The 23,227-nt window shown below is 42.3% G+C and carries 18 protein-coding genes; all 18 read right to left on the bottom strand.

Annotated elements, in window-relative coordinates; translation table 11 throughout:
• Positions 1-750 precede the first annotated feature (750 nt).
• Entirely contained in the window at positions 751-1,548 is a 798-nt protein-coding gene (locus tag J2Z66_RS37215) for a Cof-type HAD-IIB family hydrolase (protein WP_209978186.1), read from the bottom strand.
• Between the two features lie 5 nt (positions 1,549-1,553).
• On the bottom strand, positions 1,554-2,426 hold the full coding sequence (locus tag J2Z66_RS37210; protein WP_209978184.1) for a class II fructose-bisphosphate aldolase: 873 nt from the start codon (positions 2,424-2,426) through the stop codon (positions 1,554-1,556).
• A 147-nt stretch (positions 2,427-2,573) separates the two neighbouring features.
• Positions 2,574-3,539, bottom strand: a complete 966-nt coding sequence (locus tag J2Z66_RS37205; protein ID WP_209978182.1) for a 1-phosphofructokinase family hexose kinase — start codon at positions 3,537-3,539, stop codon at positions 2,574-2,576.
• Positions 3,536-4,489: a sugar kinase gene (locus J2Z66_RS37200; RefSeq protein ID WP_209978180.1), complete on the bottom strand. Its 954-nt coding sequence runs from the start codon at positions 4,487-4,489 to the stop codon at positions 3,536-3,538. The genes J2Z66_RS37205 and J2Z66_RS37200 overlap by 4 nt, the downstream gene beginning before the upstream one ends.
• A gap of 29 nt (positions 4,490-4,518) precedes the next feature.
• Complete coding sequence (locus tag J2Z66_RS37195) at positions 4,519-5,436, bottom strand: Gfo/Idh/MocA family protein (RefSeq protein ID WP_209978178.1); 918 nt, start codon at positions 5,434-5,436, stop codon at positions 4,519-4,521.
• Positions 5,437-5,533: 97 nt separating this feature from the next.
• Positions 5,534-6,475 carry a sugar ABC transporter substrate-binding protein gene (locus tag J2Z66_RS37190; RefSeq protein WP_209978176.1) on the bottom strand — a complete coding sequence of 314 codons (942 nt, stop codon included), beginning with the start codon at positions 6,473-6,475 and terminating at the stop codon, positions 5,534-5,536.
• 118 nt (positions 6,476-6,593) lie between these two features.
• A complete protein-coding gene (locus tag J2Z66_RS37185) occupies positions 6,594-7,556 on the bottom strand; it encodes an ABC transporter permease (RefSeq protein WP_245376132.1) in 963 nt (320 codons plus the stop codon).
• A gap of 18 nt (positions 7,557-7,574) precedes the next feature.
• Complete coding sequence (locus tag J2Z66_RS37180) at positions 7,575-9,098, bottom strand: sugar ABC transporter ATP-binding protein (RefSeq protein ID WP_209978174.1); 1,524 nt, start codon at positions 9,096-9,098, stop codon at positions 7,575-7,577.
• A 160-nt stretch (positions 9,099-9,258) separates the two neighbouring features.
• Positions 9,259-10,254 (bottom strand): sugar phosphate isomerase/epimerase family protein, encoded by a 996-nt coding sequence (locus J2Z66_RS37175; RefSeq protein ID WP_209978172.1) that lies wholly within the window; start codon positions 10,252-10,254, stop codon positions 9,259-9,261.
• A gap of 128 nt (positions 10,255-10,382) precedes the next feature.
• Positions 10,383-11,384, bottom strand: a complete 1,002-nt coding sequence (locus J2Z66_RS37170) for a LacI family DNA-binding transcriptional regulator (RefSeq protein WP_209978170.1) — start codon at positions 11,382-11,384, stop codon at positions 10,383-10,385.
• A 110-nt stretch (positions 11,385-11,494) separates the two neighbouring features.
• A complete protein-coding gene (locus J2Z66_RS37165; RefSeq protein WP_209978168.1) occupies positions 11,495-11,728 on the bottom strand; it encodes an HPr family phosphocarrier protein in 234 nt (77 codons plus the stop codon).
• A 297-nt stretch (positions 11,729-12,025) separates the two neighbouring features.
• Entirely contained in the window at positions 12,026-14,137 is a 2,112-nt protein-coding gene (locus tag J2Z66_RS37160) for a hypothetical protein (RefSeq protein ID WP_209978166.1), read from the bottom strand.
• 36 nt (positions 14,138-14,173) lie between these two features.
• Positions 14,174-14,902, bottom strand: coding sequence for a carbohydrate ABC transporter permease (locus J2Z66_RS37155; protein WP_209978164.1), 729 nt, complete (start codon positions 14,900-14,902; stop codon positions 14,174-14,176).
• Positions 14,903-15,064: 162 nt separating this feature from the next.
• Complete coding sequence (locus J2Z66_RS37150; RefSeq protein WP_209978163.1) at positions 15,065-15,979, bottom strand: ABC transporter permease subunit; 915 nt, start codon at positions 15,977-15,979, stop codon at positions 15,065-15,067.
• 110 nt (positions 15,980-16,089) lie between these two features.
• Positions 16,090-17,826, bottom strand: a complete 1,737-nt coding sequence (locus J2Z66_RS37145; protein WP_209978161.1) for an extracellular solute-binding protein — start codon at positions 17,824-17,826, stop codon at positions 16,090-16,092.
• Positions 17,827-18,069: 243 nt separating this feature from the next.
• Positions 18,070-19,365: a response regulator transcription factor gene (locus tag J2Z66_RS37140; RefSeq protein WP_209978159.1), complete on the bottom strand. Its 1,296-nt coding sequence runs from the start codon at positions 19,363-19,365 to the stop codon at positions 18,070-18,072.
• Entirely contained in the window at positions 19,280-21,157 is a 1,878-nt protein-coding gene (locus J2Z66_RS37135) for a sensor histidine kinase (protein ID WP_209978157.1), read from the bottom strand. Before J2Z66_RS37135 ends, J2Z66_RS37140 begins: the two co-directional genes overlap by 86 nt.
• Before the next feature lie 450 nt (positions 21,158-21,607).
• A complete protein-coding gene (locus J2Z66_RS37130) occupies positions 21,608-22,588 on the bottom strand; it encodes an Ldh family oxidoreductase (RefSeq protein WP_209978155.1) in 981 nt (326 codons plus the stop codon).
• Between the last annotated feature and the right edge of the window lie 639 nt (positions 22,589-23,227).

Below are 23,227 nucleotides of genomic sequence, written 5' to 3'. Positions count from 1 at the left end.
TTAATAGAGTTACTCCCATCATAACGCCATGCTTCTTCGTTGAGTAGCTTTGTTTTCGATATCCAAAATCTGGAACAACTGTGGGGCAAGCTTAGACTCCGGTGACCATTAGCGCACGTGTTACCCTCGAAAAGTACCGGGCCGCTATAAAGCTGGCATTTTCGTAGCATTTAACCACCATCGAATGTTAACTTGACTGTCAAGCACTGATTATTAGGTCGAGCCAGAAATTGTTATAGAAATTGTTATAGAAATTATTTTAGATATTCACCTTTAATTTATCACGAATCTATACTAGTAGTATAGGATACTTTCTTTTTCAACTCAAATCATCTGCCCAAGCCGTTAACTCTAAAAATTGCGAGTAACAACTGCGAAAGGTTGTGCAGGATTTTCCGCTCAAAATCGGCTTAAAACCAAGAATTCCTGCAATTGTGCAGGAATTCTTGACTTCGACTCCCGAAACGGGTTAGGAGACGGAAAATTGCTGTATGTACGCAGCAATTCCTTTTATTTAGTTACATTGGGCCCAAAAAAGATGCACATTTGCATCTTTTTTGGCCCCGCATAGCGGGTTGGCATCTTTTTTGCCCCGCACGGCGGGTTCGCATCTTTATGCCCCACATGGCGGGCTGACATCTTTTGCCCCCGCATGGCGTCTAATGGCGGGCAGGCATCTAAGCAGGCCTGATGGTAAGTAAAAAAAGTGCCTACCACGTATTTTATCGCGGTAAACACTTTAGTTTGAGCCTAAATAAGACCTATATGCTGTAAACCGTATCGAATGCCACCATCATTCACATGCCTGGTTGTGAAATTGGCCAACGCCTTCAACTCATCCAAAGCATTGCCCATAGCAATTCCCATACCTACATAGGAGAGCATCTCCCTGTCATTTAAAGCATCTCCAAAGGCAACAGCCTCTGCCGGGGAAATTCCCATATGGTTAAGCAGAGCTTCAATGCCGCGTGCCTTTGATCCTACAGCAGGGATAATATCCACTGATAGCGCATGCCAGCGTACTGCTTTTACATCAGGAACGCTCTGCGCGGTTCCCTCTTCATCAACCTGCACATATGAAAGCTCTTCATTATGCTGGCAGTACATCATCACTTGAAAGATGCTGTTATCCTTCCAATAATCAGGATTATAGGCTGGAGGCTGGATATTCAGTTCGTGAAAAGTTTCCAAAATATGAGGATGTTGATCATGATTCGCGTAATAGCCTTCATCGCCTAAGTACACCAAGGGGTGACTGTTTGATTTTGCCATCTGATCCAACGCTTGCAGCGAATGAACGGAAATAGGCTGCCTATGAATAAGCTCCCCTTGATGAACCACAATCGATCCATTGAAGCTGATATAAGAGTCTATCCCTACTTCTTCTGCAATAGGCTTTAGATGATACGGGGATCTTCCTGTAGCAATCACGACATGAATGTTAGAAGCTTTAAGCTGCTTAATAGCCTCTATCGTATCTTGCGGTATTTGCTTGTGCCCATTGATCAGTGTCCCGTCTATATCGAAAAACACGATTTTATATGGCATAGAGCTCACCTTGTTTGGACTGCGTTTGCTTTCCCCGCTGAGCCGCACAATTGAATTTTTTCCATAGCCAGTTTTTTCACAGCTTCCTTGGCAGGCACCATATATTTTCTAGGATCGAGCTCTGATGGATGATCTATAAAAGATTGCTTGATCGACTCGGAGAAGGCATTCTTCAATTCTGTAGCCACGTTCATCTTCGCCATGCCCAGTGAAACACTGCGCTGTACTTGGGCGGCCGGGATTCCGGAACCACCATGCAGTACGAGCGGAACTTCTACCTTGCCCGCAATTTCAGCAATTCGTGTAAAATCGATGTTCGGCTCCCCTTTGTAAATGCCATGGGCAGTACCAATAGCCGGTGCTAAGGTAGATACGCCTGTAAGCTCAATAAACAGCTCACATTCAGCCGGGTCTGCCAGCAGCGCATCCGCTTCGTCTACAACAATATCGTCTTCGACGCCACCGACCTTGCCAAGCTCAGCCTCTACATTCACTCCAAGTGCGCTGGCGAGTTCCACGACTTTCCTCGTTCTTTTCACATTTTCTGCAAAAGGATGCATGGACGCATCGATCATTACTGAAGTATATCCGGACCGCATACATTGGGCAATTAACTCAAAATCCTGGCAGTGATCCAAATGCAGAGCGATCGGAATGGAAGCTTGGGCTGCTGCTACTTTAGCGGCTGCTGTAATATAATCCATGCCTAAATGCTTAACCGTCCCAACAGTCGTTTGTAAAATTAACGGTGCCTGAAGCTCTTCAGCAGCATCTACAACTGCCTGCATCATCTCTATGGTGTGTACATTGAAAGCAACTACAGCATAGCCATTCTTTCTGGCTTCCATTAACATTGGTGTCGAAGATACTAATCCCATTAGAAAACACCTTCCCATTTGCATAAATTGTTTGTTTCAAAAATTGATTTATTCCATAAATGGTATATCAGAATTTTTTTCAAAATTGTTTGTTTCAAAAATGTTTATTCAATATTGTTCATTCAAAAGTCGTTAATCCACAATGCCCTACAATTCAGTCACCCTGACCAAATCAAAAAAACGATGAACCTCATCCAAATTAATCATTCCTGCTGAACGATGCAAAGCATTGGAAGCTGCTGCCGCAGTTCCTAATTTCAAGGCCTGCTCGATGTGGTGCTTTTCCGTGGAAAAAGCTGCAAGCTGTTGCGGGTCCAACTGGTTCAAATAGCAGGCGATTCCAGCTACTAGTGAATCCCCGCAGCCAACCGTGTTAACCGCCTGAATCACAGGAGGAATGATATGCCAAGCCGCTTGACTCGTAACAGCAATAGATCCTTCCTTGTCCATAGAAACAATAACCAGCTTGACGCCTTGGTCAACCAGCTGTTTGGCGGCTGCCGTGACCTCCTGGTGTCCATGAGGCCGGTATCCCAGCCATTGCTCCAATTCGTCGCGATTCGGCTTACATATGTCAGGCTTCCCTTCGAAGCCTCTTGATAGGGCATCACCGCTTGCATCCAATATCGTGACAGCACCCTGCTGTCTCGCCATCTCAATGAGCTTTGCATATATGTCAGGCGACAAGCCTTGCGGGATGCTTCCCGAGAAAGCGACCACTTTACTTTTAGCAGCCAGCTCTTTCAGCTTTATGGCAAAAAGCGCATCATTCTCTGCAGCAATAACAGGGCCTGGCTCTAGAAATTCCGTGATCCCCTCTTGCGAAGCATCAAAAATCGCAATCGTCTCCCGCGAATTTCCCTCTACCCGGACGAAATCACTGATCAAGCCTGCTTGCTCAAGCCCACGATGAATAAAGTCACCATTCGTGCCTCCCACAAACCCGCTGGCAGTAACCTCAGCCCCCAGCATATGGGCCACTCTGGCCACATTAATCCCCTTGCCACCCGGAACGGCAATAACCTCAGTAACCCGATTGGTCTTATTTCTTTGAAGCTGGTGAACATGGTAGCTTTTATCGACGGCTGCGTTTAACGTGACCGCGGTAATCATGCTCCTGCCGATATCTCGTTCAGCTTCATGAATTGCTTCAGCTCCTCCAAAGTCGCCGTCCCTTCCATCGGTCCATTTTTCATAACCGCGTAGGCTCCGGATGCATTGGCATATTTGACTGCTTCCTCAATGGATTTCCCTTGATTCAGCAAGGATATGAACGTTCCTGCAAAGCAATCCCCGGCTCCAGTCGGATCCACTTCTTCGACCTGGTAGGGTTCAATATCGAAATGATGCTCCCGTTCGTAAACCCGGCCGCCTCTGCTGCCTTTTTTGACAATTACGCAGCTGGCATGCTGACTGAGCACAGAACGTACTGCTTCTTCCTCATCTTCTATGCCCGTAATCCATTTCAATTCATTCTCCCCGGGGAGAAAAATATCGCAGCTCTCAAGAGCAAAAAGAATCAATGCTTTAAGCTTCTCATCTTCCATGATTTCCTTACGAATATTTGGATCGAATGATATAAGTACATTTTGCGCTTTGGCTAAGGAAATAGCTCTTCTGAACACTTCAATCATTTCATCATTAAAAAACGAGCAGCCCATAATGTGAAAATATTTACTATCCTTAAACATTTCTTCCTTGATGTCCATCGGCGTCAGCTCAGCTGCAGCAGAACCTTTGGTAGTAAAAATAAAGTCCCGATCTCCGTTTTCCTTGTAGGTGACAAAAGCAATCCCTGTCGTTCTCTCCTGCTCAATTCCGACGAATTGCACATCCACGCCGTCCCGCTTCAGACGCTCCACATTCAATTTGCCAAAACCATCATTCCCTACCTTTGCAACAATTGCCGAGGAACTCCCTGTTTTGGCTGTTTGATCGATAAAGATCGCAGGCGCTCCACTTGCATAGGGTCCTGTATATTCCCCTATTTCTTCGAAGGTCTGACCCACGCTTTTCGTCATTATCTCTACTAGAATCTCTCCGATTGTTATGATCTCAGCCATATTGGTTTCTCCCTACTCCAGTTTTATTATTATTGTAGTAATCTCATCAGCAGCTGCTGTGTTTTCAGCGCCTCCAACCCATCAATAGATGGTGCTGTGTCCCCTTCAATAGAAGCAATAAAGTGAGCAACAGCAGCCTCAAAGCCTTTTTCCTTCAAAATCGTATCCCACGAACCCGAGGTACTCGTTGTCACTTTGCCCTTCTCTTCAATCTCGCACGTATGGAGGTCCTTAACTCTAACGATCTTATCCATGCCTACGATTTCTAAAAGCTCCAGCCCTGTTCCCGCCTTGCGATGCATGCCCGTAAACAGCTGCACACGCGGATCATGCTCTGCTCTAAAACTATGCTGGGCATACACAAGGTTGTTCGTTTCATTGGCCTGCACATTCCCGCTGTTCACAGCAAGATTGCCGCCGCCTATCCATCTGGCTGTATCAACTAAATGGATATAGCCATCCAGCAGCGTATCCGCGTAATGGGCAGCATTTATTTTGTCGTTACGGTATTTCTCAATTCGCACCCATGCTGTCTCCGTGGATAACTGCTTTGCTTTAACATACATAGGCGCAAATCTACGATTAAAGCCTACCATGAGCTTTCTTTTGTGCTTGTGGCTTAATTCCACTAGTTTCTCTGCTTCCTTCAGCGTTGCAGCCAAAGGCTTATCCACATAAACATCCTTACCATTGCTTAAAAAATAACTTACGAGTTCAAAATGCGAGGAGGTAGAGCTATGGATGAAAATAGCATCACACTCTTTACTCAAATCATGGATACTATTAAAATCTGCAATTCTATACTTTGTACATATATTTTTTCGTTTAGCCTCATTAGGTGTAAATGCGCCCACTAGTGACCAATTGTCTTCCTTGGACAAAATCGGCAAATAAACCTTCTGTGCAATATCTCCCAATCCTACAATACCTACTCTAGGTTTTCTCAAGGCCTATTCCTCCGCTTGAAATGTCTTATACAAATAAGGGAAGAGACTCACGCACGCTTTTCGCTCATTGGTGGTGAGTCTCTCCGGTCCAAGCGTATTATTTCGTTACATATTGATCCACATTCTCTTTAGTCACCAGTTCAAAAGGAATGAACACTTCTTTTTCCACTGATTCTTTGGCAATGATTTTCAGCGCAGTGTCAATCGCTCCGGCTCCTTGGCCTTTGGCATTTTGGAATACAGTTGCATCCAATTTACCATCCTTGACAGATTGCAGGGCATCGGAAATTGCATCTACACTGACTACAATAATATCTTTTTTCAGACCGGCATCTTCGATTGCTTTTAAAGCACCCATGCCCATTTCATCATTTTGAGCAAAAACAGCACTAATTTGTCCTTTATGAGCTTGCAGCCAGTTTTGCATCAGGTTTAACGCTTTGTTTCTGTCCCACTCGGCAGTTTGCTCGGCAATCAGCTTCATGTCCGGGTATTTTTTCAATTGATCCATAGCGCCTGTTGTTCTTTTGATTTCTGCAGATTGACCTGGACGGCCATGCATCATTACGATATTCCCTTTGTCACCTGTCATTTTAGCGATGTAATCAATAGCCAGCTCTGCCGACTCTTCATCTCTGGAACCAACGAATGCGTCAGGCTCAGCAGTTGTAATGGAGTTTACGTTAAGAATAGGAATGCCTGCTTTTTTTGCTTTCTCAATTGCTGGTGAAGAAGCTTCTGTTTCAAGAGGTTGAATAATGATTGCATCTACCTTTTGAGCTATAAATGTTTCCACCTGCTGGATTTGCTTATTCGGATTGCCTTCGCCATCATTGACGATTACCTTGACGTTTTTTGCTTTGGCAGCTTCTTCAATCCCTTTGGCCAGGGTAGCTGTAAATTCTGTTGATAGATTGTTCATAGTAACACCGATAACCTTTTGCTTTTCCCCATCCGCACCTGTTTCTGTTTTACTTCCACAAGCAGCTAAAGCGATAATAAGAGTGCAGCCAACCAAGATTAACAATAACTTTTTCATTTTTCTGTTCCCCTGTCTAGTTGTATTTTTGTTGTGCTATATGATATTTGATCCTGCAAAACTTAGTCTTTGAACCCGCATGCAGCCTTAGACCGAGCTTACAAGGGATATCTGTTAATTAGTTTTCGGACTTTCTGTCCAGCAGCAATGCTCCAATAATAATCATACCTTTAATAATTTGTTGAAAATAAGAAGGAACGTTCAATAGATCCAATCCATTATTAATAACTCCGATAATTAAAGCCCCGATAATGGTTCCCATGATTTTACCAGATCCGCCCGAAAGGCTCGTTCCGCCAATAACCGCAGCAGCAATAGCATCCAATTCGTATCCGACACCGATACTCGGTTGGCCGGTCGTAATTCTAGAAGCCTGAATAATTCCGGCAACCCCGGCTAAGCCGCCACAAAGAATGTACACATACATTTTGATCTTGTTCACATTAATGCCTGAAGCTCTTGCGGCTTCCGCATTGCCACCTACTGCATACACATAGCGTCCAAAGACGGTTTTTTTCAGTACAAAAAATGAGATAATGAGTATAGCCAGCACGATTAAAATGGGGATTTGAATGCCTAGAATTGTTCCACCCGCTATATGATTAAAGGCAGGAGATAGATTAGAGATCGGTCTCCCTTCACTTATAACCAGTGCTCCCCCACGCGCAATTGTCATCATGCCTAAGGTTACGATAAATGCAGCCAACTTGCCTTTGGTAATAATCAAACCGTTGATGTACCCTATGACCAGACCGGCACCTACACCTACTAATATAGGCAATAGTGTCCCATCACTAGATTGGGCTAGAAGGGCAGCCAAACAGCCTGTTAATGCGACGTACGAGCCTAAGCCTAAATCGATACCGCCGATAATAATAACAAAGGTTACACCGATAGCCAGAATGGCATTAATCGATACCTGGTTTAAGATGTTTAGAATATTCTGCTCTGTAACAAAAACAGGTGATGTCAGTGAAAATATGATGCAAAGGCTTAGTAACGCAATTAACAGCCCATATTTCTTTAAAATATTGCGGTTGCTTCCATTCATTTTCGAAATCGAATTCGCATGTCCAGCCATATTGTAACTCTCCTAGTATCAGTTTTGCGTTTGCGTCTGTTTCTGTTTATGCTTGCCGAACGCCAAGGCCATAATTTTCTCTTCGCTCGCTTCCTCGCGCATCAGCTGTCCCGCAACCTTGCCTTCATGCAAAACCAGAATCCGGTCAGCTAATCCCATGACTTCCGGCAGCTCTGAGGAAACGACAATAATCGCTTTTCCCTCACTGGCAAGCTGGGAAATCAGCTTATAAATCTCTGACTTCGCCCCTATATCAATCCCTCTAGTAGGCTCATCGAGGATGAGAATATCCGGATTGCTCAAGAGAACCTTGCCAATAACAATTTTTTGTTGATTCCCGCCACTTAAATTTTTTACCTTTTGCTCTCTTGAAGGAGTCTTTATGTTTAAGTCAGAGATCGACCTGTCGGCAATGTCTCGTTCTTTACTGTCAGAAATAAGAAAGGACTTATTTAATTGCTTATAATTCGGCAGCATCAGGTTTTCAGTTACCGATAATCCCAGAACCAGACCTAACGTTTTCCTGTCCTCACTTACAAGTCCAACACCATGCTGAATGCCATCATTCGCTTTACGAATACTTACCTTTTTATTTTTGATATGAATTTCTCCGCTATCCGCCTTATCCAGCCCGTAGATGCAGCTTACCAGCTCGGTTCGGCCAGCGCCCATAAGTCCGGCAAGTCCAAGAATCTCGCCTTTTCTTAAATCAAATGAAATGTTCTCAAACTTCCCTTGTCTCGTTAAATCCTTAACCGATAATACAACAGGACCTTCAGTCGGCGTCCGCTGCACGAACAGCTCCGATAGCTGTCTTCCAACCATCATGGAAATCATCTTGTTCTCATCAGCTTCTTGAATGGAATGCGTTCCTACGTAGGTTCCATCTCTTAAAACCGTAAATTCATCAGCAATCCGGTAAATCTCATCCATTTTATGCGAGATGTAAATGATGGACACGCCTTTATCCTTCAGTTCCCTTATGATGCGGAACAAGCTTTCAACCTCTCGCTCCGGAATTGCAGATGTGGGCTCATCCATAATAATAAGCTCCGATTTGTATGAAACCGCTTTAGCGATCTCCACCATCTGCCTCTTAGAAACGCTTAAATCCTTCATCAATACATCAGGATCGATTTGCACTCCGATTTGACCGAGTAATTCATTCGTGCGCTTATGCAGTGTTTTCGTATCTACCATGCCAAAAAATTTATGCCTCGGCTCGTTTCCCAAAAACAAATTTTCTCCAACCGTCATTTCGGGAACGTAGGTTAATTCCTGATGAATCATCGCGATTCCGGCATTCAATGCGCTTTTGATATCCTTATGAACAATTTTTTGTCCTTTAAAATAAATCTCGCCTGCATAGTCGGTGTAAAGTCCAATTAATATTTTCATTAAGGTGGACTTTCCAGCTCCGTTCTCGCCCATTAAAGCATGGACACTTCCCTTTTTGATCGATAAATTGACATGCGATAGAGCTTTAACTCCGGGGAAGGTTTTGGAAATATCTTTCATTTGGAGCATATATTCCTGCGTCATTCCCGTTTCACCCCCTGGCTTTATTCTCTCCGGAAATATGAATTTTAGTAAAATTGTTCCCGTTTATTTAGGACCCGGATGGTTCCTTGATGGCTGGAACACATCCGGATGAAGAATTACTTGGATGATCTTGAAAGATTAATTGAAAGACACTTGAAGATTACTTTGAGCTTGATGATGCGGCTAACAGCTGCTCCAGCTCAGCTTCGCTGGCGTTCAACAGCTCTGCTTCTCTTTCATAGAAATAAGAAGCTGTTTGGCTCACCAGGTCGTCCAGAATACGTGTGTCAGTCAGTTCATACATCGAATTATAAGGATTGGCTCCGGCTCCAAGCGGCTCAGCAGAACAGAAGCTCTTGTCATTGTTGAAACCGATGATGTGTAGTGCCATAATGATAAGATCTATGTCTAATGTTCCAGTGCCCAGAGCGCGTCTATTTGTATCGGCCAGGTGTAGGTTAATAAGCTTAGGTCCATACTCCAGAATAGTCGAAGCAATGTGCTCTTCGTTCAGCAGCATATGGAACACGTCGCCCGCGATATGCTGTACACCAGGATGATTAATAAGATCGATTAAGTGCTGCGCATCAGCAAACGTATGGCATAAGCTTACTTCATCGGCACGAACCGGCTCAAGCGCACCATAAACACCGCTCTCTACAAAATAATCGCCAAGCACTCTGATGGTATCTGCTGCTCTTTGTACTTCGCTGTTATCATATTTTTGTGGTCTTCCTACGGCGCCAGGTGAGAACAAAATGTATGACCCGCCTAATTCCTGGGCAAGATCAATATTGCGGCGGAAGTAATCAATAGCTTGTTGTCTTACAAAATGATTTTTGCTGGCAAACTCGGATTCAGGAGAAACCATGCCGCAAACGCCTGATACTTGAATCCCATGTGCATCCAGGATGCTCTTAGTTTCTTTTGTTTTATAGCCTAAATCCTGTCCATAACGGTTACCATGAAGCTCGATAAAACGGACATTGTTTTTTTCCAGTCTGGCAGCTGTTACTTCCAGAGATTCAGGGCCAAATCCCCAGTTGCTCCAGGATAAATTTAGATTGCGGGGCTTCTCGAATTGACTTGCTTTGCGGCTCTCAATAAATTTTTTGATCACTGCAGCATCGTTCTTCTTGAAATTTTGCATTTTCATTTTAAATCCTCCTATAAATTGGTCATAACGTTTCATTTTTATTGTAAATCAGGTGCAAGGCTTTCACCTTGACCAGAATTTGACCTGAATTGGTACCGCTTTCTTGCGATTCATTACACTAAATTTTCTTAAATCATAGATTTTACTGATTCGGTTTCAATCAACTGCGTCTTGAGCCGCTGGATATGTGGAAATCTGCTTTGGTCATCCGACATACGCTTCAATAAAATTTCTGCTGCATGAATCCCTATTTCCCTAGAAGGTTGTACAACAACAGATACAGGGGGATTAAACATTTGGAACAGCTCGGTTTGATCATAGCCACATAAGGAAATGGCTTCTCCCATAACAAGATTTCTTTCCATCAAAACCTTCATCGAATTGACCGTTATCGGGTAATTCGTCGTAAAGATAGCTGTAGGAGGATCTTCTAAATCCAATAATTGATTAATGGCTTGAATACCGCCGTTTTTCGTGTAGGGAGAATGTAAAATATATTCTTCCTTAACTTCAATATTATAATCATTCAACGCGCGCAAATATCCAGTCAAGCGTTCTTGAGCAGTAAAAATCTCCTCTGGACCGCCAATCACTGCGATTTTACGATGACCTTTATTAATAATCATTTCAACAGCCGAATAAGCACCATTCACATTGTCACAAATAACAGCATCAAATTCATAGCCTTTAACGAGCCGGTCAACCAGTACGATAGGAATACCGCGGTTAACAATCTCATCTGCCTCAAACTCTGAAGAAGTTACTGGCATAACAATAATGCCGTCTACAAACTTTTCTCTCAAGTAGCTTAGCTTCTCCGTTTGCTGCTCCAGATTATCGTTAGCACTGCAGATGACGATTCCATAATTAAGAGGATTCAGAATTTCTTCAATCCCCTCAATAACCTGCGTACAAAAAACATCGGTGATGCGTGGTATTAATACGCCAATCGTCAATGTTTTGTTTGTTCTAAGGCCTCTAGCCATCGGATTAGACTTGAAGTTAAGCTGCTCAATCGCCTCCTCAATCCTGAGACTGTTCTCCTGTTTGATCTTGTATCCATTGATAAACCGCGATACGGTTCCGATCGATACATTGGCAAGCTTTGCAACATCTTTAATCGTAGACATATTCTATCTTCCCCCATTTAAAACGTTGCAATATATTAATCGTATAAACTTGAAACGTTTTAATTAATCTTAGAATACACCCATAATTCGCTCTCGTCAACACCTTTTTCCTATCCAAAAACGATAAATTCCTCTAGCTCTTTGAATAACGGCGTATAATTCGCATCATCAGGCACTACCAGTGTCAGGGGCTCGCTTAATTTAAGCGCAAATATACCGAGTATCGATTTGGCATCGACCATTCCGCTTTTTCCATGAATCCAGATATCGAAGCTGTACTGGCTCACTATGTGGTTAATCGTTTCAACATCTTTAATATTTTTCACTTTAATCAATCGCATCATCAGAACCACTCCCTCCATCCCTTAGTATTTCCAATCATGCCATGGAACATCAGCTCCGTCAACAGGAAGTGGTTTCTTATTTGCTTTAAATTGGCTGAAATTGGATATAAATAGGTTATGACGACTTTTTCAGGTTCTCATTGGGCTCCAGAAAGAAAACGAACTCCTGCGGTAATACTCGCAAGAGCTCGTCGTAAATTATTGCATAACTATAACCGATGCCCTTTTTCCAACTAGTCTCAAAGGGTAATAATCTGATATTGATAAGAGGCACTATTTCTAAAGTCAGGCATGGGATTAATTCCATCCAAAGTGCTGAAAATCCCGCCAGTCTGCCAATGAATAAGTTCCCGATTCATGTTTAATGACAATACCGTCATCGACAAGCTCTTCCATGATTTCTACCGCTTCAGCTATATTGAAGCCTGATCCGTAAGTAGCTAATGACCCGATGTTAAATGGTCTGGGCGAGCTAAAATGATAGTATTTCTGGAAGTTCTGCATCATTTCTACAATCCGCGATTTCTTCCTTACTGCCAACGAGCGGTGTGTAGGTATAGAAATCTCCAACTGCTTGCAAATTTCCCTGACCATGAGATGCTGCTGCCTTTCTTCGATTTGGCCGAAGGTTCCGATCCAGGTATCCAATTCCGGAACAGGCTTCCATGCCTCGACCAGCATATGCGATAATTTTTCCTTATCGGCTCCTTCTAACGCCGCTCGTTGGATGTCTGCAATTTCCACCCGAAATTCGGCAAATTTCTGGATTTGGATTAAATGCGGAATGATGATTTGGGTTAATTTCTCAACGGTAACCGGAAGCGGAAGCCTCACCACATAATTGGCGTCCATCTGCATATTCCTCAATAAGCGTATGCTATTCTCCGCTCTTCGCACATCCTCATCCGCATTCGGCGTCCCCAGACGAAACTCCGGGCTGCTCCACCAATAGGTTTTCCAGCTCGTTCCTGAACGGGTATCCTGTATCAGCTTCAAGGCTTCCAATATTATGCTGCCATTCAGCGGCCCATAAATGACATCCGCGATTTCCGCCAATAACAAATCGGGATTTTTATCGGGATCACATAATAATTGAGCAGAAATAAACATGGAGAATAAATTGGCGATATGATAAGCCTCCATTTCTGACCAGTAGACGTTCGGCAGAATGGGATCTGCTGCCTGGCGGATGTTGTTATAAACTTCCTTCAGGACATGGCCGTTTACATACATGGAAGGGTGTTGATCCGTTTCATATTCTGCCGTATACCATCCCCAAATGCCAGTCTCTTTCACCCCGAAATCCCGGGCTTCCTGTCTAAAGCTCCTGCATCCCTCCTCTGTCCAAGCCGCAGGAAATGAAGACTCCAGCAGCAAATAGTCTTGAAAGCCCGCTTTAATCAGGGCTTGCAAATATCCGCTTGGCGCATCCCAAACATCGATGCCAAATCGAACCTGCGGGTTAATCTTGCTAAATTTGCTTTCCAGAAGACGCATATATTTAAAAGTATCTTCAGGATTTTTCAGATTGCCGGGATCGTAATAGTGTCCGATAACCCGATCAACATACATGGCCAGATCACTGTATTTATCATAATATTTCTCGAATGTCTTCCTCACCTGCGGATTCTCAAATGCACTTTCGCCATCAGGAGCCGTATACACAGCCTCTGTATCCACCCAGCCATATTCATCAAAACAGGCGGCCCATACCCAGAGTGTGACCTTTTGCCCGCATTGATGGGCAATTTGCGCAATTTGCTTCAGCTTCTCATGATAAGCATCAATCGAACCGAATCTGCTCCACATGTAACAGGTATCCAGGAGCTGGACTCCATTAAACCCGAATGAACCCATCATCTTGATATATTCCTCTAACTGACGCTCTGAAAACTTAAATATATCGAAATCGTTGCTTGCATGAGGATTGATAAATTCCCCTCTGACCTGGCTGGGAATCCAAGGGCACAAAGCCCACTCCCTTTGCTGTACCCAAGGTTTAACAGCTAATCTTTGTTCAGGCAGCCATAATTCCTCTCCATCTTGTTTGGTTATGCGAATCAGATGATAAATGGCTTGCTGCAGGCAGCCGGCATTATCGGCAACTATCGTCACCAACAGTCCGTTTTCACCTTTCTCCATACTGAGCAGGTATGAATCTTCGCCATCCGGGCTCTGGAAATCTCCGAACAGCTTGGCATTTTCAGTTGAAGTAAGAATAATAGAAGGAAACTGGATGACCATTTCTTTGCTGTAAGGCTTAATTTCCGGCGTGATTCCGGAGCACCTCTCCATATACGACAGTAGATCATGGACTACTGGATGCTCTAATGTTTCTGCAAAAGCATTAATAATTTGAACCGCAGACGCTTTGCTATGCAAGAGATTAGTATAGGAATTAACGTTCATTATCTTGAATCATCCCTTTTCACTTAAAAATTTCACTTACGCTTTTATGGCACCGATAAGCAAGCCTGATCTAAAATAACGTTGGATAAATGGAAAGATAATCAATATCGGTAATATAGTAATAACTGTAACAGCCATAGTAATGGTCTGGGAATTTGTAGTTACAGCCTTCCCCATTTCCTGAGCATCCTGCAAACTAACTGCCTTCGAGGTTAATATCATGTATAAATAAAATTGCAGCGTATATAGCTCACGATTCATAAAATTGAAAAGCATAGTATCAAAGAAGGAATTCCATTGTCCAACAAATGTGAACATGGAGATAGCCGCGACAATAGGCATACACATAGGAAAAAGAATTTTCCAGAAAATTACTATTTCGTTTGCACCATCAATCATAGCAGATTCTTCAAGCGCAGGAGGCAGGCTTTCGATAAAGGCCCGGATGATAATAACCCCAAAAACACTGACCAATGCAGGGATGATATAAACGAGAAAAGTACCGACTAAGCCAAGAGACTTGACAACGATATAATAGGGTACAAGTCCGCCTCCGAAATACATCGTGAAGACAAAAAACTTTCTGGCAAACCGGACCCCGGGGACATTGCCTTTGGTAATTGCATAGGCTGCCATACAGCTGACAAACATGGTGGCTGCAGTGCCAATCACCGATCTTGAAACCGATACATAAAACCCGTTTAATGTATCCGAATTAGCGAACAATGTTTTATACGCTTCAAGGGAGAACCCTTGTGGCCACAAGATGAGACCACCTTCAAGTTTCAATACGTCGCTTAGTGAATAACTCACTATATATAAAAATGGATAAATCATGATAACAAAGATACACAGCATTCCAGCAATATTCATGACATCAAAAACGCGAGAGAAATAGCTTTGTTTCCCCATTGGTTACTACCCTTCCTAAAATATAGATTTATCCGAAAGTTTCTTGCATATATAGTTTACCGCGAACACCATGGCCAAACTGATGATCGTTTTGATAATGCCTACGGCAGTTGCATAGGCGAAATCCCCCTTCTGCATGCCGCTCTTGTAAATGTACATATCAAGCACCTCCATGGTACTCCAATTCGTTGAGTTGGTGAACATAATCAATTGACCTAGATCCGAGTTGAAAACGTGACCGCTATTAAGAATCAGTATAACGACTACGGTTGGTATGAGATGGGGAATTAAGATATACCATATCTTAACGAATCTGCCGGCACCGTCTATTTCTGCCGATTCGAATTGCTCTCTCTCGATCCCGGCGATTGCAGCAACAAACAAGATCGCATTGTATCCAAGTGTTTTCCAGGTGCTGGATAAGATAATCAGGATCCACGAATACTTTTCGTCACCAAGAACGTTAATGCCTTGCTCGATTATACCCGCTCCGACTAAAGCCTGATTGACTCCTCCTGAAACAGGTGCAAAAAAGGCGTAAATCAAGGAATAGGTGATGCCCCATGAAATAAAAAAGGGAAACATGGCAGTGATCTGTATGGTATTATTGAAAACACGGCTTCGGAGTTCATTTAACAATATGGCAAAAACAAACGAAAGGAACAATGTTGCAAATAATACGCCGAAATTCATAACCAGCGTGTTTTTTATGGTATATACATAATCGCCGGTCATCGAAAAGAATAATTTAAAGTTATCCAGCCCTATCCACCGCGACTTCCAGATACTTTTCGCCGCGGTGTAATCTTTAAAGGCGATGACCCATCCAAAAAGCGGGACATAAGAGAAAATAAATACTGTGATGAAAGCAGGAGCCATCATAAGATAAACATATTTGTACCGCATTATGGGAGAAATTATTTTACTCATAACATCCTTCCTTCTGTCAAAGCGTAACATATAGGCTTTCCGGCATTTTAAAAAAAAAGCATAGCTCCATCCCAGCAATACAAGAACGAGCTATGCGGTTTCCCATAATCTTATTTGGTGATTTCCTTCATTTTCTCCTGATATTGTTTGTTATACGCGTCTATTACGATTTCAGGCTTCATTTTTTTGTAATCTGCTACAGCAGCATCATAGATTCCATTAAACTCTTCCTTGGTTTTTGCCAAGATAAGCTTAGCGCTCATTTTATTCCTGAAATCGATTAGTTTGGGCTCAAGCCTGCCCTCTTCACTTTTCGTATCAAGGCTTATCGAATTCACGAAGTCAGTTGGAACAAGAAGTAATTTGTCATACCATTCGGTAAGACCCATCTTCTCAATGGCTTCATTCATTCGCGGTTCAGCAACTTCATTCATAATCTCGGGCGTAAGTAGGCTGTAATGCTGTCCGTTGCTGGTCTTTCCATTTATTGATGGTATGAACCTGAACTCATATGCCAATCCAATTTGCTTGAGCCAATCGAAATTTCTCAGGTTTTTCTTGTACTCATCCAAGAGCACTTTATTTCCGTCCTGCACCGTGTAAGTCTTTCCTTCTATGCCGGCTTGTCGCCATACCTGGCCTTCTTCTGAAAGCGTCCAGTTAATAAACTCCATGATCCTTTCCGGATCTTTGGCCTTGTTGGTGATAACAACAGCCTCGTTACTATTCGTGGAGTTCATAGCCATGACTCTTTTTTCATTATTATCCGCTTGAGATTCGAGCTGAAAGGGCGATGTAACGTATTTCATCTCGGGTTTGCCTGAAGCAACAAATCCCTGATTGGCTTCAGATCCCGACCAAACCGCATACCACGTTGAGAGTGCTTTCCCTGCCTTCATCTTATCTGTTGTCTGGGGGTACTTGTCAGTAAATGATTCTGGATCCAGCAATCCCTCCCGGTATAACGTATTGAAGAATGCTAAAGACTCACGAACGTTCTCGTTCAGAAAATAGTCCGTAAATTTTTTATCAAGTATGCTCCAAATAACTGCATTGTTTCCAGATGCTGACGTATACTTCTCACCCTTCTCATAACCGATACCCGCTATACCCTGCAAGCCCCACGGCTCAGCCAAAGGCAATGTCATACCGACGGTTTTCTGACCGTTAATTTCAGGAAAATCCTTCATGGCCTGCTTAAGGAAAGCGATAAAGTCATCCTGCCTGACAATATTGGGCCAGCCCTGCTTTTCCAGCGCATCACTTCTAACCGCCACATCAGTGGGGAGATCCATGATTATTGTGCCAGCTGTCTCTCCACCAACGCCAACCTCCCAATGATGCACCTTATTATCGTCGCTGTAGCTTCTCCAATAAGGCAGCTGGGTTGCAAATGCTTTTTCGAAATTGGGAGCAACCGCAAAGTACTTCTCCAGATCTATTGCTGCGCCAGCATCCACATATGTTTTAATTAAATCCGTGCCGGCGAGCGTAAGCATTTCCGGATAATCACCCGTAGCAAGCAGTAAATTTGCCTTTTCCACGAAGTCGCCCGTATAAGGCAAATATTCAAAAACAATGTTAAACTTCTCCTTGATAAACTTACCCATTTCATTCTCATCACTTTTTTTAATATTGGGATTGATCGCCATATTCGTTAAAACCTTAATGGTATAAAGCGGTCGATCCTTAGGGTTTGCCTCTTCACCAGGCTTTGCACCAGCTTGTGTTTCTTGTGTAGCAGCCGGGGTAGAAGAGGTGGATCTGCTGCATGCCGTTGTTAATACAAGCAGCAATCCTAAACACACAGCTACTATTGTTCTGAAAGAATAGAACTTAGTTGACATTGAAAACCCTCCCCTTAAAAATAAAAGTATGATGTGGCCAATAGTATTTGAAGGTCAAGCATTGACAACGACTCTCGTTAGCTAAGCGAATCATCATTTGTCAGAAAGAGAGGCAAAACTTAGAAAGCGCTTTCCATATCATTTATTATAATAGTAATCTTCCCGGGTGTAATTATGTGAGAATGTACTTTAGTATATAATAAATTATACATATCCCCCTATCTCCGGGTTGTCTCGTTGCTGTCATTGTTTCTTGGCATCAGATCGATAAAATGAGGGTGAAACACCTTTTGCTTCCTTAAATTTTTTATAAAAATATACGATATCCTTATAACCTACCTGTTTGTATATTTCAGAAACTTTATAATTTTTATTATTTAAATAGACGATCGCCTTCTCTATTCTTAACTTGTTGATATAATCATTATATCCAACACCTGTGTACTGTTTAAATAATCTTCCCAGATAGGCAGAATTCATATAAAACTGGCTTGATATCATTTTCAGGTTAATATCCTCACAAAAGTGTTCATTCACATAGCTGATGACTTGGTCAATAGTCGTATCACTGCCAAACAAAGAATTACAATGTACGACTCTTTGCATGCTCTGATTATGAATAGTTAGTGAATTGCATTTGATAAACGTGGATGTAATCGAGTTAAGGGCACTTTCCGCATTATCGATATCCGAGCTAAGCATTACAGAATACGATATTCCAGCTTCTGAATTTAATAGTTCCAGAAGTGTATTTAACCTTACAAGTAAATCTGCCGTATCCAGAGCATTGTAAATGAGGGAACCGATGATAGAGTACGTGCGGTCAATATGAAAAGTAAAATAAGGATATTTGGCTTCAAGTGTGTCCTTCATTAAGGCATCAATATCATCCAGCTTCTTACTCCCGTTGCAGGCATGAGGAAGAAACACCACCAGCTTTGCAGGGTTGTTATACGCATTTATTCCAGCAGAAAATATGAAATCATTGATTTCTGTATCTCCGCCTTTATTATGCAGGAAACTGTATAGCACTTTCTCGATTGCAATATCCCGAAATTTAATCAATGAAGATTGTTCGGCCAGTTCCTTATCTATTTCGGTTTTTATGGAGCTTACTGTATCGATCAGTATATCCTCATCAATTGGTTTGAGAATATAATTCTTCACACCGAAATTTATGGCCAATGCAGCATATTCAAAGTCCTGATAACCGCTAAATACAATATACTTTGCAGGAGAATCTGTTTTCTTTAAGTTCCTAATCAGCTCTAACCCATCCATACCGGGCATTTTGATATCCGTTATGATTAAATGGTATGAGGTGCTCTGCGCCTTTTCAAGCGCTTCCTGGCCGCTAAAAGCGACTTCGATTGGTTCAAATCCATATTTTTCCCAATCGATTATTTCTTTCATCCCCATGCAAATTCTGATTTCATCGTCAACTAACAAACACTTATACAACTTCATCACCTTCTGTCTGTTTTTCGGAAAAAGGCAAATTAATTTTGAAAAGCGAATATTCTTCTTTTTTGCTTTCAAAACTTAAGCCATATTGAAGACCATACATCAAGCTAATCCGGCTATGAACGTTCCTGAGCGCTGAATAACCTCCATTGCTCCAACTATTCTCGTTCTCTTCACTGCCATATATTCTCTCTCGCAATCGATTAATCTCATCATTGTCCATGCCAACACCATTATCATACACTGTAGCAATAATATCATTAGCCGTCCGAAACACTCTTACCTCAACCAAGCTATTCCCGGCTTTGGGCTCGGCACCATGAAAGACCGCGTTTTCTAGCAATGGCTGTAAAATCAACTTCGGTATCCGGCAATTATACAGGCTTTCATCTATGTCTACTTTAAACCTGATCCGGTTGCCATGCCTGTAATTCTGTACAAGCAGGAAATTTTGCAACAATTTCATTTCATCATTTAGCATATAGATTTTTCTTTCATCATGGACATACGTACGAAAACCATCCGCAAAAGCCTTGATTACATCCGCAAGCTCACGTTGCTTCTGGATAACAAGCTCCATTCTAACGGTCTCTAAGGTATTGAAGAGATAGTGGGGATTAATTTGGCTTTGCAAGGAGATAATTTCAACCTCTCTCATCATTTTTTGGATTTTCTGGTGTTTGATTTCCGCGTTTTTAGCTTTCAGATCCGATTCATAGACTTCAGTAATGAGCAAGCTGACTCTGGATACCATATCATTGAAATTGCGTTCCAGAACGCCAATCTCATCATTTCCTGAGATATCAATCTCCGTATCGAAATTGCCTTCCTTCACAGTTCTCATCTTGGTTATAAGTGCATGGACACGGGTTGTAATATTTTTAGAGACCGTCATAACAAGCAAGGAGGAGACAGTAAAACAAATGATGCATAAGAAAATACTGGAATACCAGATGAATTTGGATTCCGATAATATGCTTTCCGCTGGAATCATGTATACTATCTTCCAGTCCGCAATCGAAAGCTCATCGATATCTATTGTGGTAAATTTAAAAAGATATTGCTTCTTATTTACTTTAATGATTGTGTTGCTGTGGACCGCAAGCAATTTATTGCTGTATCCTATAGATAATTCAAAATCGTTTATCGTTTTACCCACCATACTTCTCTCCGTGCTGGAAAGGATGTGATTATCCTTATCGAGGATAATTACAATGTTGCCGACCTTTGCCTCCTCTGAAATAAGCTTGAACAGCTTAAGCTCATTGACAAAGGCTGCATACACCGACTTTAATTCTTTACTGCTTTTGTCCTTAAATTGTTCTTTAAATATGTTTAGATAATATGGGGTTTGACCAAAACTGCCTAGCTTGGTCAAACCCCAATTGTAGCCATATTTTGAAATAGAGCTTTCGTTATACCATGGTTCGTTATGAAGGCTTGATATCTGATTATTAGTCAACATAGAGGTTCTGATTGTAGGATTGTTTGAATAAATTTTGATATAATCAACTGAATTTTCAGCATTCACGATCTCAAGAAAAGGGGCAATGTTGGCCATATAACTATCATAGGCTTCATAATCACTTTGAAAGCTTTGATTAATATATTGAGTAACCGATTTGTTATTGATCATAATAGGTATAATCTTAGCCCAGTCATTAAGCTTACCGATCGTATTGTTTTTGATTTGGTTAAGGCTAGTATCGGTCAAATTTATAGTGTTCTCGAAGTAAGAACGATTTAGACGCGCCGTCAAATTGAAGCCAACTATAAATATCGAGAGACTGAGAATGATGAAGATGACAATAAGCTTATTCCAAAGAGAAATATTATTGAACAGTTTAGAATGCCTATCTCTTTTCATAGGGACTGCACCTCAAGGAGTGTCAAGTTAAGTTTTATAAATATTAAAGTGTTTATAATTTCGCATAGAAAGAACATAGTCACTACCTCAAGATTTTGGGGTTCCCTTTTTTCATGCATTTCAAACCCGATTTTATCCATTATTTGGAATTATAGAATTAATTATATTGCAGTACTTTTCTAAAAGGTAGCGTTTACTTTGGAATAATCATACAAAAGCTTTATCACTTCAAAATCGCATTTCGTTCTCTCCTCCCGTTTCTCCTATCGCTGCGTTTATGGATAAATTGTACCACCCTCCGGTGGATTTTGCCTAGGGTCCAAGAGAATAAAGACGTAAAACAGGGAAAAGACCAAAGCATATGCCCTGATCTTTTCCCTGTTTTATTTCCCTGCTCTATAATATATGGCCTATGGCCTATATCAACTTGCAACTTGCGTCCATGATCATCTAAAAAGGCAGTTCCACACCAAATTCAGCCGCTACACTTGCAAGAATGTCTTGATGCTCCGCGTTAAGAGGAATGCCTGATACGCTCCAATCCTGTTCGCGATGTGCTTCAAGAACGCCTGGCAGTGTCGCCTTTTGCAGCCCTGGCATAGGCTTCATTTGACTCGTTACCTTCATGTAGTTGTCCATTTCACCTTTAAATTGATCAATCGGGAAAAAGCGGTTAATGTCCATCGCGATAATCAATGATCCTTGATCAGCGCCTCTGTACTGCTTGCCTGCCCGCTCCTCATCCAATGGAACACCTGCAAGGAAGCCACCTAATGCTTGGCACATATAACCCAGTCCCAGGTTGCGAAATACAAGGCCGGGAGCCAGCTTGAACAATTCTTCTGCCCGCGGCGCACCTGTATACAGATCTTGTGTAGCTCCAAAGTCCAGCACCATAGGCAATTCTTCATCTGAAGGCACAGCGAAGGACATCGGTGGCCCGCCTGCCGCATCCGCGATTGAATTCTCAGGACCTATATTCAACTGATGACCGGATGTTACATATCCAAAAAGGTCATTCTCCACCAGTAACCGGGTATAAATACCCGCAGCTCCGATATGACCGTGATTACGCGTAACAGCAGCAGCTATTCCGTTAAGACGAGCACGTTCAATCAGCTCTTGTGTTGCCTTATAAGCAGCAAAGTAACCAAGTCCCCCATCCCCGTCAACAACAAGGGTTGAGGAGGCATCATTATGGACGCTGACCTGTGGATTCTTATTAAGCAGGCCCGCACGCATATCACGGGCATAAGTAGCAATTTGTTTGGAACCATGGGTAAATACACCACGAAGATCGTTCTTGATTAGTAATTCCGCCAGAAATAATGCCTTATCCTCAGGCAAGCCGGCTTTGTGTGCAAGAATGAAAACAAAGTTTTTCATTCTCTCTGGATCTGCTTTAATTGGCTCCTTAAGCTCTGTGTTCATGAGATCAAATCCTCCGATTATTGTCCAAAATGAGATCGTTATTTCCCTATTATAGCAGGGTGGGTTTCACTATGATAGAGCCAGATTTCAGCTTTTTTCAGATCATTATTGCTAATATCCAACAGTCCGTGCGCCTTACCAACATGTCTTTTTTTTGTCCAAATAACATGTACGATTTCGACGCCAATTTCCTAGGCTGCCATGATTCATTTCACCCGCCATGAAAAATAATATCGGCTATATGGAGATAAAGTTGTAGATGTTTTTTACATGGTACTTGACCATGCACAAAATGATAAAACGGACGGTATGCCGAATTGGTGATTTGGCGATTTGGCGATTCGGAGATTCCGAGATTCTGAACCTGCCAATCCGGGCATGTAGGGCATAGGACGAGATGTTTACGGACACCACAGCCGTTATTTGTGACAAAATCGCTTGTTTTGAAATGCTTACGGACACAGAAGCCCTTATTCAGGCTTATTTTCCTGTTTCTAGTCTGTTTCAGGGCAAATAAGGGATCTCATGTCCGTATCTTTTAAGAAATGGAATCTTTTAAGAAATGGCCTCATTACGGGGAAATAACGGATCTCATGAGGCTGTCGACTAACTGTTAGCAACTCAAAACTCTCACTGAAA

Source organism: Paenibacillus eucommiae, assembly GCF_017874215.1.
Lineage (GTDB): Bacteria > Bacillota > Bacilli > Paenibacillales > NBRC-103111 > Paenibacillus_AI > Paenibacillus_AI eucommiae.
Note: the sequence above shows the minus strand (reverse complement) of the source record. Positions and strands in the feature narration are given on the sequence as shown.

Bases quoted from the DNA above. Each gene is read 5' to 3' on its own strand.
- J2Z66_RS37180 (WP_209978174.1), bottom strand. From the start codon at position 9,098: ATGACGCAGGAATATATGCTCCAAATGAAAGATATTTCCAAAACCTTC.
- J2Z66_RS37215 (WP_209978186.1), bottom strand. From the start codon at position 1,548: ATGCCATATAAAATCGTGTTTTTCGATATAGACGGGACACTGATCAAT.
- J2Z66_RS37175 (WP_209978172.1), bottom strand. From the start codon at position 10,254: ATGAAAATGCAAAATTTCAAGAAGAACGATGCTGCAGTGATCAAAAAA.
- J2Z66_RS37190 (WP_209978176.1), bottom strand. From the start codon at position 6,475: ATGAAAAAGTTATTGTTAATCTTGGTTGGCTGCACTCTTATTATCGCT.
- J2Z66_RS37210 (WP_209978184.1), bottom strand. From the start codon at position 2,426: ATGGGATTAGTATCTTCGACACCAATGTTAATGGAAGCCAGAAAGAAT.
- J2Z66_RS37200 (WP_209978180.1), bottom strand. From the start codon at position 4,489: ATGGCTGAGATCATAACAATCGGAGAGATTCTAGTAGAGATAATGACG.
- J2Z66_RS37205 (WP_209978182.1), bottom strand. From the start codon at position 3,539: ATGATTACCGCGGTCACGTTAAACGCAGCCGTCGATAAAAGCTACCAT.
- J2Z66_RS37165 (WP_209978168.1), bottom strand. From the start codon at position 11,728: ATGATGCGATTGATTAAAGTGAAAAATATTAAAGATGTTGAAACGATT.
- J2Z66_RS37145 (WP_209978161.1), bottom strand. From the start codon at position 17,826: ATGTCAACTAAGTTCTATTCTTTCAGAACAATAGTAGCTGTGTGTTTA.
- J2Z66_RS37160 (WP_209978166.1), bottom strand. From the start codon at position 14,137: ATGAACGTTAATTCCTATACTAATCTCTTGCATAGCAAAGCGTCTGCG.
- J2Z66_RS37170 (WP_209978170.1), bottom strand. From the start codon at position 11,384: ATGTCTACGATTAAAGATGTTGCAAAGCTTGCCAATGTATCGATCGGA.
- J2Z66_RS37185 (WP_245376132.1), bottom strand. From the start codon at position 7,556: ATGGCTGGACATGCGAATTCGATTTCGAAAATGAATGGAAGCAACCGC.
- J2Z66_RS37135 (WP_209978157.1), bottom strand. From the start codon at position 21,157: ATGAAAAGAGATAGGCATTCTAAACTGTTCAATAATATTTCTCTTTGG.
- J2Z66_RS37130 (WP_209978155.1), bottom strand. From the start codon at position 22,588: ATGAACACAGAGCTTAAGGAGCCAATTAAAGCAGATCCAGAGAGAATG.
- J2Z66_RS37150 (WP_209978163.1), bottom strand. From the start codon at position 15,979: ATGAGTAAAATAATTTCTCCCATAATGCGGTACAAATATGTTTATCTT.